The sequence below is a fragment of the Solibacillus sp. FSL K6-1554 genome, from assembly GCF_038005185.1.
Lineage (GTDB): Bacteria > Bacillota > Bacilli > Bacillales_A > Planococcaceae > Solibacillus > Solibacillus silvestris.
In genome coordinates this window covers 3,618,306-3,630,893 of the sequence record NZ_JBBOSS010000001.1, presented here as the reverse complement: position 1 = coordinate 3,630,893, position 12,588 = coordinate 3,618,306, and the positions used below count along the sequence as shown (strand labels likewise).

The 12,588-nt window shown below is 38.7% G+C and carries 10 protein-coding genes; 1 reads left to right on the top strand and 9 read right to left on the bottom strand.

Translation table 11 applies throughout. The features are described from left to right. Positions 1–29 precede the first annotated feature (29 nt). The 4 genes from MHB58_RS18100 to MHB58_RS18085 form a co-directional block, all read right to left on the bottom strand. A complete protein-coding gene (locus MHB58_RS18100; RefSeq protein ID WP_340735772.1) occupies positions 30–881 on the bottom strand; it encodes a PucR family transcriptional regulator in 852 nt (283 codons plus the stop codon). Positions 882–961: 80 nt separating this feature from the next. Beyond that, entirely contained in the window at positions 962–2,446 is a 1,485-nt protein-coding gene (putP, locus tag MHB58_RS18095) for a sodium/proline symporter PutP (protein ID WP_340735771.1), read from the bottom strand. 90 nt (positions 2,447–2,536) lie between these two features. Beyond that, on the bottom strand, positions 2,537–3,511 hold the full coding sequence (locus MHB58_RS18090) for a proline dehydrogenase family protein (protein ID WP_014822616.1): 975 nt from the start codon (positions 3,509–3,511) through the stop codon (positions 2,537–2,539). A gap of 301 nt (positions 3,512–3,812) precedes the next feature. Continuing rightward, positions 3,813–5,108 carry a sigma 54-interacting transcriptional regulator gene (locus tag MHB58_RS18085; protein WP_340735770.1) on the bottom strand — a complete coding sequence of 432 codons (1,296 nt, stop codon included), beginning with the start codon at positions 5,106–5,108 and terminating at the stop codon, positions 3,813–3,815. A 168-nt stretch (positions 5,109–5,276) separates the two neighbouring features. Between MHB58_RS18085 and pruA the strand changes: the two genes are divergently transcribed. Continuing rightward, complete coding sequence (gene pruA / locus MHB58_RS18080) at positions 5,277–6,821, top strand: L-glutamate gamma-semialdehyde dehydrogenase (protein WP_340735769.1); 1,545 nt, start codon at positions 5,277–5,279, stop codon at positions 6,819–6,821. 88 nt (positions 6,822–6,909) lie between these two features. On the opposite strand, the gene MHB58_RS18075 is transcribed toward pruA, so the two are convergent. The 5 genes from MHB58_RS18075 to MHB58_RS18055 all read right to left on the bottom strand — a co-directional run bounded on the left by MHB58_RS18075 (position 6,910) and on the right by MHB58_RS18055 (position 12,506). Beyond that, positions 6,910–7,818 (bottom strand): ABC transporter ATP-binding protein, encoded by a 909-nt coding sequence (locus tag MHB58_RS18075; RefSeq protein ID WP_340735768.1) that lies wholly within the window; start codon positions 7,816–7,818, stop codon positions 6,910–6,912. A gap of 2 nt (positions 7,819–7,820) precedes the next feature. Continuing rightward, the gene (locus MHB58_RS18070) at positions 7,821–8,867 is read right to left on the bottom strand and encodes an ABC transporter ATP-binding protein (RefSeq protein WP_339263268.1); all 1,047 of its coding nucleotides are present in this window, start codon (positions 8,865–8,867) and stop codon (positions 7,821–7,823) included. A gap of 14 nt (positions 8,868–8,881) precedes the next feature. Next, positions 8,882–9,814, bottom strand: coding sequence for an ABC transporter permease (locus MHB58_RS18065; protein ID WP_008405516.1), 933 nt, complete (start codon positions 9,812–9,814; stop codon positions 8,882–8,884). Beyond that, complete coding sequence (locus tag MHB58_RS18060) at positions 9,814–10,743, bottom strand: ABC transporter permease (RefSeq protein ID WP_008405519.1); 930 nt, start codon at positions 10,741–10,743, stop codon at positions 9,814–9,816. The genes MHB58_RS18065 and MHB58_RS18060 overlap by 1 nt, the downstream gene beginning before the upstream one ends. A 146-nt stretch (positions 10,744–10,889) precedes the next feature. Then, positions 10,890–12,506, bottom strand: a complete 1,617-nt coding sequence (locus tag MHB58_RS18055; RefSeq protein ID WP_339263267.1) for a peptide ABC transporter substrate-binding protein — start codon at positions 12,504–12,506, stop codon at positions 10,890–10,892. Positions 12,507–12,588: the final 82 nt, after the last annotated feature.

Sequence of the window (12,588 nt, the reverse complement as noted above, 5' to 3'; positions counted from 1 at the left end):
AATGCCTTTGTGCAATGTGCTTAAAATTTTCAGGGATATTTTGTCAGTTTATTCAATTGAGCTGCTAAATAAGCTATTAGCAGATCGTCACTGCGCTTTAAGTCCAATGATGTTTCTTCAAAATAACGTTGTGTTCGATACAACAACGTGTTGCGGTGTATATGTAATTCTTTAGCGGCTGAGGACATGTTTCCATTATGGGAAAATAGCGTTGTAATGGTAGTAATCATTTCATCATTTAAATTATTGAACAGCGTATGCTGCAAATATTGTTGCAACGGCATAGTCAAGTGTAATGGCAATAAAGTTAAGAAGCTTTCAGAAAATGTATAAATAGTTTGATGTTGCCGTTCTAAAATAGTCTGAAACATTTTTTGCTCTGATGAGAAAGATTGGTGAAGCATCTCGGAAACTGGCAGCATTTGACCTATGAAAAGTTGTCCATGCAAATAAAAATCATTTTCCAGTATAGCAATAAAGCCTTCCAGTTCTTCCCGTGAATAATTTTTAAACAAAATAATCCAGAAAGTAGTAGGAGAAACTTCAAGAAGATAAGCATCATGCATAAAGAAAAGTTCGATAGCGTATTTTAATTGCGCGGCATCATTATTAATATGATATTGTAAAATTCGAATAGAAGAGTAAGTAGCTGGCTTTGGTACAACTCCTTGTGTCAATAATAGTAACCACGGATCCGTTCGCTCACTACATTCATGATAAAAATGCCTTAACAATAGAGCATCTCGTTCGGTTATTTCACTTTTGGCGATTTCATACCAGCATGCATTAGGCGAATCAAAAAAAATTGTAGTTGCAGAATTATGGGCTGTCGGGTATGTACTATGTTGCTTAAGGGAAGGGAATAGTTGTGCAAGTTGCATAAAATAACCTCCATCAAAAGTTTTTCTGGATATTGAAAAAACGGTATATCTTATAAAAGATCATACCGTTTTTATTGTTACTATTGCTCTTCTTTTAAAATACGCTGAGTTTCATTGAACTCTTCTTCGATTTCCGCATTTGGTTTATACGTTAACATACTTACTACAACTGCAACGACTAAACACGCGATAAAGCCAGGTACAATCTCATAAAGCATGCTTGTTAAACTTTCCGTACGACCCCAAACAAATGCAACTGCGGCACCGGCAACCATGCCGGCAAGTGCTCCGTAGTTAGTAAGCTTGCGCCAGAACAGGGAAAGTAAAATGATTGGACCGAATGCTGCACCGAAACCTGCCCATGCGAATGCTACCAGTCCTAAAATTGTGCTTTCAGGATTCCATGCAACAATTGCCGCAATGATAGATACGAATAGTACAGCGACACGACCTAAAAATACGTAATGTTTATCTGTCGCAGTTTTGTTGAATAAAGCTTTATAAATGTCTTCAATCAGTGCTGAAGAAGTTACGATTAATTGTGATGAAATGGTACTCATAACTGCTGCCAAAATTGCTGCAAGTACAATTCCTGCGATGAACGGATGGAATAAAATTTGTCCTAGTACGATAAATACCGTTTCCGGATCTTTTAATTCCGTACCTTGCTGTTGGAAGTATGCTACACCGACCAAAGCTGTTGCAAGCGCACCTAGTAAACTGAAAATCATCCATCCAATACCGATACGGCGTGCACTTTTCGTTTCTTTTACAGATGAAATCGCCATAAAGCGCACAATTATATGTGGCTGACCAAAGTAGCCAAGCCCCCATGCAAGAGAAGAAATAATAGCCGCAGCTGTCACAGTAGATGGAAGAAGGCTGAACATTTCCGGATCTACCGCTTTAATGGAATCGACCGTTTCCCCAATACCGCCTGTTAGGAAAATTCCGAAAACAGGGACCGCAATTAATGTAATAAGCATAATAAGTCCTTGAATAACATCCGTATAACTAACAGCCAGGAATCCGCCAAATAAAGTGTAAGCGACAACTACTGCAGATACGAATAAAAGACCTGTATGATAATCCATTCCGAATGAGCTCTCAAAAAACTTACCGCCTGATACCATTCCGGAAGATACATAGAATGTAAAGAATACTAAAATGATAATCCCCGATGCGATACGTAATAGTTTCGTGTTGTCACGCAAACGGTTATCCAAATAACTTGGAATCGTGATAGAATCCTTTGTTACTTGTGTATAAACACGTAAACGAGGTGCTACAAGTAACCAGTTTAAATATGCACCGACTGTTAAACCGACTGCAATCCAAGCTTCCACGAGACCCGATAAATAGATTGCACCTGGAAGCCCCATTAATAGCCAGCCCGACATATCCGCTGCACCGGCACTTAATGCTGTTACTGCAGCACCGAGACCACGTCCGCCTAACATATAGTCTGTCAGGTTGCTAGTTTTCCGGAAAGCATACCAGCCAATGCCGAGCATCACAATCATATAAATAATAATGGCCAACAACTGATAACTGTAATCTGACATAAATACAACTCCCTTAATAATAAATTTTTGACTAGTTTACCATGTTGCAATAGATGGTCGTCAACGCAATAAAATATGGCGCTTCTGTACTTATCTATACTTTTTAGACATACGTCCGGCTAAAAATGCACCTGCTGCAACAGCTAAAATTGTATTTGTCTTTTTCGTAAATACTTGTTTTGTAACTAGTGTCAGATTTTGCGGACGTTCTGCCAAACGACGCATAAAATAGCCGTACCAATCATTACCAAATGGTACATACGTACAGAAGTTATACCCTTCCTTTGCGAGGCCCAACTGCATTTCTTTGCGGAAGCCATAAAGCATTTGGAACTCAAATTTATCATTAGGAATATTATGCTTATCGACAAATTGTTTTACATGATTAATTACATTGTGATCATGTGTCGCAATCGAAGTGAATTTGCCATGTAGTAAATGATATTCAATCTGCTCGATAAACTTGCGGTCGATATCGGTTTTATTTTGGTAAGCGACAGACTCATCTTCTTTGTAAGCGCCTTTTACAATACGTAAACGGTAATCTTTAAAGCGTTCTACATTTTCATCTGACTCGAAAAAGTATGCTTGAATAACTGTACCGACATTATCGTATTCAGCATGGATCTTTTCCAATAGCTCAAATGAAGGGTGTAGACGAGCATAGTTTTCCATATCAAAATTAACAAAAATCTGATATTCATTTGCCAATGCAACGATCTCTTTCAAATTTTCATAGCTAAACTCGAAATCAATATCCAACCCCAACTGAGATGGTTTTAAAGAAATATGTGCATCAAGGTTTTCACTGTGAATGCGTTCGATTACTGCCAAAATTTGCTCTTTTGCAGCAAGCGCAGCTGACTTCTCAAACACAAATTCCCCTAGATTATCGACAGTACAAGAAATACCCTGTGCATTTAAATGCTTGATGCTTTCTATAACTTCATCAATATTTGTACCTGCAACGACACTTTGCGCCCCTAGCTTAAATCCGTATTTTTGGGCTGCAGAATTTAATGTTTGATTCTCTGAAAGTGCGATAAAAAAATCTTTTAATGACATTTTAAATAGTCCCCCTGCGATTAAAAAAGTATTTTATTGTTATTGACGTGAGTATAAAACAAAAAATTCAAAAAAGGAAACAAATTTTAAGAAGTTTAGTGTTTGCTAGAAGGAAAAGCGAGAAATGGCAACGGTTTTTGCTGTAAAAAAATTTTGCTGAAATACTTTCTTAAAACGTTTACATGCTCTAAAAAACATGATTTATAAAACATGCAATAAAACATTGCACTAAGGGAAATGGAAAAGAGACCCACTAGTAGCGGGTCTCTTAAATGGAAATTAATACAAAATATTACCAATTTTATTTGCGTTTTAGACGATATTGCAAACCTTGACGATGAATGCCCAATGCTTTAGCTGTCTGCGAAATATTTCCATCATTCAGCTGTAAGGCGTGTGAAATATAATAGTCCTCAACTTTACGCATATATTCATCAAGAGGCTGCAATGTCTGTTCGGAGAAATCGAATAATTTTTGCTGTTCAGAGGCAGTTGGCTCTGCTTGCTGGAGCTTCCACTTGAAGTATGCAGGGATATGTATAAGTTCCACATATTCTTCTGTTGTTAGTAAGGCACTAATATCATCCAGTAAAACTTCAAGTTCTTTTAAATTTCCAGGCCAGTCGTAGTTCTGGAAAATTTCCTCGATTTCAGGTGCTAATCCTTTAACTGAGCTGCCATAAGCAATGCGTCGGCGAGCAAAATAATCGTCCACGAAGGGCTTAATATCTTCACGGCGCTCCCGGAGTGCGGGTACTTGTATTGTTAAGTTCGAAAATAAGTAATACAGGTTTTTGGACAGATGGCCTTTCTGGATTAAGTCAATCGGATCTTCACCAATACTTGCAATGAAGACATGGTTACGTTCGGTATGTTTTTCCAGAAGCTCCACGATGCGGTTCTGTGCTTCATCTGATAAAAATTCAATCCGCTCGGCAAAAAACGTATAGTTTTTTTCCTCGGCAATATATTTTTCTATTTGATTGAGCAATGTTTTTTCATTGCGTCGGCAAATAAGTGTGATGAAGCGTTCGTTTTTTTCAGCAAGCTCATGATGAATACCTTCTGCAATCATATCTTTCCCTGTTCCGGATTCACCGACAAGCATAACCGGAATTCGACCGAGTGCGGCAATTTTAGCTTGCTGAATTACTTGCTTCATTGATTTTGAAACAGCAGTAATAATATCAAAAGTTAATGGAGCACCGTAACGACTTAGAGGACGGTCCATCAAAAATTCCTGCTGTGTAATATCGCGGGAAAATTGAATAGCGATTTTCGTACCGTCATTAAGGGTATATGGATAATAGTCGTTCATCATTGTCACTTCTTCACCATGGGCATTCCAGAACGTTTGCTTAATATGTTTGAAACTTTGACCCGAAGCTAAAACTTTTTGCAGCATATTTTGCTCCAAGTTAAAGTCAAGTGACTGTGATAAAAAGCGCTGTGTAATTTGTTCAAGTGATTCACCAGTAAGTTCGCGCATTTTTTTGTTGTAAACGATGACTCGTCCATTTTCGTCAATAGCGCAAAGACCGGTTTCTATTTTTTCAATCATAAATTCAAAAACACTAGAGTCATCTAGTTGATTCATACGGTGTAACCCCCTCCATTTTATTTTAGCATGGGAATGTCAAAATGAGATAATTTGCGTAATTTAGAAAAAATAATTGATTTAAGCATTATTATATTGCATAATTCAAATTAAGTAACATAATATGATGCAAAAATATATTGCACTTAATATCGGAGGTAATGATAAATGATTAACTATAAACATGAACCATTTACAGATTTCTCGGTAGAAGAAAACAAGCAAGCTTATTTGGAAGCTCTTAAAAAAGTAGAATCACAGCTTGGTGCCGACTATCCTCTAATTATCGGTGGCGAACGTATTACGACAGAAGAAAAAATTGTATCATATAACCCGGCAAAGAAAACAGAAGTGATTGGCTCTGTTTCAAAAGCTTCAAAAGACTTGGCTGAAAAAGCAATGCAAGAAGCAGATAAAGCATTCAAGTCATGGAAAAAAGTTAAACCTGAAATTCGTGCAGACGTATTATTCAAAGCAGCGACAATTATCCGCCGCCGCAAGCATGAGTTTTCTGCATGGTTGACGAAAGAAGCAGGTAAGCCTTGGAATGAAGCGGATGCAGATACTGCAGAAGCAATCGACTTTTTAGAATACTATGGCCGTCAAATGCTGGAAATGAAAGATGGTCGTAAAGTAGAAAGCCGTCCGAATGAATACAACCGTTATGACTATATTCCACTAGGGGTAGGGATTGTTATTTCTCCTTGGAACTTCCCGTTCGCTATTATGGCAGGTACAACTGTTGCAGCTGTTGTTACTGGTAACACAGTATTATTAAAACCAGCATCAACTACACCGGTTGTCGCTTATAAATTTATTGAAGTGCTTGAAGAAGCAGGTTTACCAAAAGGCGTAGTAAACTTCGTACCTGGTAGTGGAGCAGAAGTAGGGGACTACTTAGTAGACCACCCGAAAACACGCTTCATCAGTTTTACAGGTTCTCGTGATGTCGGCTTACGTATTAACGAACGCGCATCAAAATTAAGTCCAGGTCAAATTTGGATTAAACGTGTCATCGCTGAAATGGGTGGTAAAGATACAATCGTTGTTGATAAGGATGCAGATTTAGAGTTAGCTGCACAGTCCATCGTAAAATCAGCTTTCGGTTTCTCAGGACAAAAGTGTTCAGCATGTTCACGTGTAGTAATCGTAAAAGATGTATATGATCAAGTTGTAAACCGTGTGGAAGAGTTAACGAAATCATTAACAATTGGTGACCCTTCAGACAATAACAACTTTATGGCAACAGTAATCGATTCGGCAGCATTCAAAAAAATCAGTGAGTATATTGAAATCGGTAAAACAGAAGGCCGTCTAGTTGCTGGTGGTACTGCAGATGATTCTGTTGGTTACTTCGTACACCCGACAGTATTTGCCGATGTAGATCCGGAAGCGCGTATTATGAAAGAAGAAATCTTCGGTCCAGTTGTAGCGATTACAAAAGCAGATTCATTTGAAGAAGCGATTGAAATCGCAAACAATACTGAATACGGATTAACAGGTGCTGTTATTACAAACGACCGTATGAACTTAGAGTATGCTCGCGAAGAGTTCCATGTTGGAAACCTTTATTTCAACCGCGGCTGTACAGGTGCAATCGTTGGTTACCAACCATTTGGCGGCTTCAACATGTCAGGTACTGACTCTAAAGCAGGCGGACCAGATTATTTAACATTGCATATGCAAGCGAAAACAACATCAGAAGCATTTTAATTATTAAGTAATAGTCATTGGAAATTTCCTTATATAATAGAAAGAACTCCTTCACATTGCCTCGTGAAGGAGTTTTTATTTTGTTCTTCTATTTAGCCCATTCTCTTACTTGTGCATCTGTGCCAAAGACGAAATGACCAGGGCGGGCTTCGATTACTTTAGCTGCCGGATCATGTTCAACATGTTTGTACGGGATACGTGTACGGTTACGTTCATAAGCCGGATCTGGCTGAGGAACTGCAGATAATAGAGACTTTGTATAAGGATGGATTGGGTTGTTGTAAATCTCATCCGCACTACCAAGTTCTAATATTTTTCCGCGATACATAACCGCGATTCGGTCTGATATATATTTTACCATCGATAAATCATGGGCGATGAATAAATAAGTTAGCCCACGTTCTTTTTGTAGTTGCTTCAGTAAGTTTACTACCTGTGCTTGGATAGAAACATCAAGCGCAGAAATCGGCTCATCTGCAATAATGAAGCTTGGGTCTAAACTAAGCGCACGGGCAATACCGATACGTTGACGCTGACCACCAGAAAACTCATGGGCATAACGGTTTGCATGCTCGCGTGTCAGTCCAACTGCTTCAAGCAGTTCACCAATACGGGCTTGGCGCTCTTTTTTATTTTTATACAGACCATGGATGTCAAAGCCTTCCGCAATTAATTCGCCGGCCGTCATACGAGGATTTAAACTCGCATAAGGGTCCTGGAAAATCATTTGCATTTCACGGTTGAATTGCATCAATTCTTTTCGAGACTTCATTTCTGATATGTTTTTGCCTTTAAAGGTAATTTGACCTTCTGTAATATCGTAAAGGCGGATAATAGAACGACCAGTTGTTGATTTACCGCAGCCTGATTCTCCAACTAGACCTAATGTTTCGCCTTCATACACATCAAAGGAGATGCCATCGATCGCTTTAATCGGCTGTTTAGCAGTGCCAAAATATTGTTTTAAGCCTTGTACTTCTAATATTTTATTTGCCATAATTACATGCCCTCCTGTTGATAGCCTTTAATACGGCGTGCTACCGCATCAGGAACAGGCATTTTTGGTGCATCAGGATGCAGTAGCCATGTTTTAGCGTAATGTGTATCCGACACTTTAAACATTGGCGGTTCCATCTCGAAATCGATTTTCATTGCAAACTCATTACGAGGGGCAAATGCATCGCCTTTCGGTGGATCGATTAAGTTTGGCGGTGAACCCGGAATGGCCATTAACAGCTCATCTGTAGAGTTGTTTAAGTCCGGCATAGAGCCAAGTAGTCCCCAAGTATATGGGTGCTGTGGATTGTAAAAAATATCTTCCACAGTACCATACTCAACGATTTGACCTGCATACATGACCGCAACACGGTCCGCAACATTTGCTACAACACCTAAATCATGGGTAATGAAAATAATCGATGTATTCGATTTCTTTTGAAGCTCTTTCATCAACTCTAAAATTTGTGCCTGTATCGTTACGTCTAATGCTGTTGTCGGCTCGTCGGCAATTAATAGTTTTGGATCTGCTGCAAGAGCGATCGCAATAACAACACGTTGGCGCATCCCACCCGACAGTTCGTGAGGGTAAGCTTTATAACGTTTTTCGGGGAAAGGGATCCCTACTTGGTCAAGTAACTCAACCGCACGTTTTTTTGCTTCATCCTTATTTGTAACTTTTTTATGCTTTAGAAGTACTTCAGTAATCTGTGCGCCGATACGCATTGTTGGATTTAATGCAGTCATTGGATCTTGGAAAATCATTGAAATATCATTTCCGCGAACTTTCATCATTTCTTTCTCAGATAAAGGAATAATATTGCGACCGTTGAAGTTAATCTCACCACCGGCATAAATACCTGGTGGCTGAGGAATTAACTTCATCAGTGCGTTACTCGTTACGGATTTTCCAGAACCGGATTCCCCAACGATTGCTAATGTTTCGCCCTCGTATAATTCAAAGCTTACTCCGCGTACGGCTTGTACGACACCAGCGTACGTTTTGAAATTAATACGTAAGTCGTTTACTTCTAATACTTTTTTCTTCATTGCGTACACTCTCCTTATTTACGTAATTTCGGATCAAGTGCGTCACGTAAGCCGTCCCCAACTGCGTTAAATGCGAATATTGTAATTGAGATTAAAGCTGCAGGGAACAATAATCGCCATGGTGCAGATTGAAGTGCTTTGAAACCTTCAGAGGCCATCGTACCCCAGCTGGCTAAAGGAGCCTGAACCCCTAAACCTAAGTAGCTTAAGAAACTCTCTGTGAAAATTGCACTTGGAATAGTCATTGTCATTGTTACTAAAATAGCACCCATTGCATTTGGGATTAAGTGACGTTTAATGATGTGCCATTGATTTGCGCCTAATGTACGAGCAGCAAGTACGTATTCCTGATTTTTAATTTTCAGTACTTCACTTCGTACAATACGCGCCATGTTTACCCAACCTGTAATGGAAAGGGCGATAATCATAGGAATTAAACCAGGTTCCATAATTACCAATAAAATAATTACTACTAATAGATAAGGGATTGCCGTCAATACGTCTGCGATACGCATCATAATATTATCGACACGACCACCTGCTAAACCTGCGATACTTCCCCATAAAACACCGATAATCAAATCAATTACAGCGGCAGTAATACCGATGAATAATGAAATTCGAGCGCCTTCCCATGCACGGACGAAAATATCACGCGCAAGGTCATCCGTACCAAACCAATGTGTTGCAGAAGGAGCGGTATTATATAAACCTACATTCTGTTCATATGTATAAGAAGAGAACACCGGCGCAAAAATTGCAAATCCTGCAATTATAATAAGAAGGATTAACCCGAGTACAGCTAACTTGTTATGAGAGAAGCGATAAAATACTTCTTTCCAATAAGATACTTGCTTTTTAGAAAGGGCATCTGTATTTTCTGAACGACCGACAACATCGAACATGTCAGCTGATACTTTTGGTATTTGCTGTTCGTTTTGAGCCATTATTTTTTCGCTCCTTTCAATTTAATACGTGGATCGATGACACTGTATAAAATGTCTACGATTAATACAGCCAGTAATAAAATTAATGAATAGAACACAGTCGTACCCATAATTACCGTATAGTCACGATTTGTAATACTTGTTACGAAATGGCGGCCAAGTCCTGGCACCGCAAAAATCTGTTCAATAACGAACGAACCTGTAATAACACCGGCAAAAAGTGGACCTAAATACGTTACAACCGGCAATAATGCATTACGTAAAGAGTGCTTGAACACGATTGTCCATTTTCCAAGACCTTTTGCACGAGCAAGCTTTACATACTCACTATTGTTTTGCTCCAACATACTAGAACGAGTAAGTTTGGCAATAAATCCGGCATGGGTAACAGCAATTGCCAATGAAGGTAATATTGTATAGGCAAATCCTTTCCAGCCACTTACCGGGAACCAGCCTGCTTCAAATGCCAGGTAATACTGCAAGAGTCCGGCTAATATGAAGGAAGGAACTGAAATCCCTAAAATTGCAAAAATTGTCGCGGCATAATCTCCAAAGCGGTTATGATACAGTGCCGATACAACGCCGAGTAATACACCAAGACCAATTGCTAAAACCATCGCCTGAAGACCTAAAGCAAGGGATACAGGGAAGCTTTCTGCGATAATGTCATTTGTGGAACGGCCTTTGTATTTCATCGACTCCCCAAAATCAAATGTCATTGTGTCTACTAAATAGTCTTTATATTGGATATACCAAGGATTATCCAACCCATATTTCGCGTTTAACTGTTCTTCGATGGCAGGCGGCAATTCACGTTCGCTCGTGAAAGGGCTACCTGGAGCAAGCTGCATTAGGAAGAACGTCGCTGTAATAATTAAGTACATTGCAAGTACGATATAGAGTAATCGTTTAATGATAAAGTTAAGCAATGTCCGTACCTCCTTTTTATACTATTTTGAAAATTCTATAAAACTATGAAAGGGAGTGCCCGAAATTTTATTTCGAGGCACTCCCTGTTTACGATGACTTTGCAATTAATTTGACCATCGCTGGAGTAAATAATAAATAGTTAAAATTACTTCATTTTAACGTATTTAAGATTAATGTTACCTAAAGCATCTGGAACCATATTTTCTACTTCGTCAGATACAACATTTAAGTTTGTATTGTAGTAAATAGGTGCTACAGGCATTTCTTCCATAATTACTGCTTCAGCTTCCAATAATTTTTCCGTACGTTTGTCCGGATCAGTTTCAGTGATCGACTCATTTAATAATGCAGTGTATTCATCGTTTGACCAGCCAGTTTGGTTATTGCCGTTCTCTGCAGAGTTATACATTTCTAGGAATGTATACGCATCATTGTAGTCAGCACCCCAACCAAGACGACCGATTTGGTAATCGCCATTTCCAATTTTATCTAAGTATACTTGCCATTCTGAGTTATCAAGTTTAACAGTAATACCTAAATTAGATGACCATCCTTGTTGGATGAATTGTGCGATTGCAGAGTGTGCTTCAGAAGTATTGTATGAAACTTTTACTTCTAAATCAGCAGGATTTGCTAATCCTAATTCTTTCAGACCAGCTTCTAAATATTTCTTCGCTTCTTCGAAATCAGCATCTTTGAAGTAACCTTCATCTTCGCCGAAGCCTTCTACAGAGTTTGGCACGATACCTAATGCAGGTTCTTGTTCGCCTTTTACAACATTACTGATTAAGCCTTCACGGTCGATTGCCAATGCTAATGCTTTACGAATGTTTTCGTTTTGCATTACTGGATCTTCTGTATTGAACTTGTACCAGTAAATAGAAGACATATCAGAAACGTTTAATTTGTCTTCAGATTTTAAGCGATCGATTGCATCAAGAGAAATTGTCCCGTAAGGAGCACCTAAGAAATCAATTTCTCCAGCGTCAAACATTGTCATTTGAGTTGTTTCAGACTCAACCATTGCAATGTTTACCGTATCGATATCTACATTTTCTGTATCCCAGTAAGTATCGCTTTTCTCTAAAACGATATCGCCTGAATGGTTCCAAGTAGATAAGTTGTAAGCACCGTTCGATACATATGTATCTGCTTCTGTGTACCATTTTGGATCCGCTTCAGCTGTTGCTTTATGGATTGGGTAGAACGTTTTAAATGCTGTTAATTCCAAGAAATATGGAGTCGGAGCATTTAACGTTACTTCCAATGTTTTTTCATCGATAGCTTTAATCGCTACATCTTCGGCAGTACCTTTACCGTTGTTGTATTCTTCTGCTCCTTTAATAGGGTAAAGGATAGTAGAATATTCAGACGCATTTTCCGGGTTTAATGCCCATTTCCATGCGTATTCAAAATCTTCAGCTGTAACTTTTTCTCCATTTGACCATTGTGCGTCACGTAACGTGAATGTATAAGTTAAAAGATCATCCGATACTTTATAATCTTCAGCGGCAGCTAAAACCGGCTCGCCTTCAACCAATGTTGTTAAACCTTCAAAAGTATTTTCTAAAATTGCGCCAGAAGTTGTATCTGAAGCTAATTGTGGATGTAATGAAGGTGGCTCAGAAGTGATTAGTAAATCTAATTCTTTTTCCCCATCTCCAGATGATGTTGATTTAGTTTCATCTCCTCCACATGCTGCAAGTAATGCAGATAATGAAAGTGCTGTAGCAGTCAATGCGACCTTTTTGTTGCGTTTCATAAATACCCCTCCTAGAAAATCATGTAAATTAAATTTTCTGATAATTTTTTGATGCGTTATTTTAATATATCAGAATATTTGT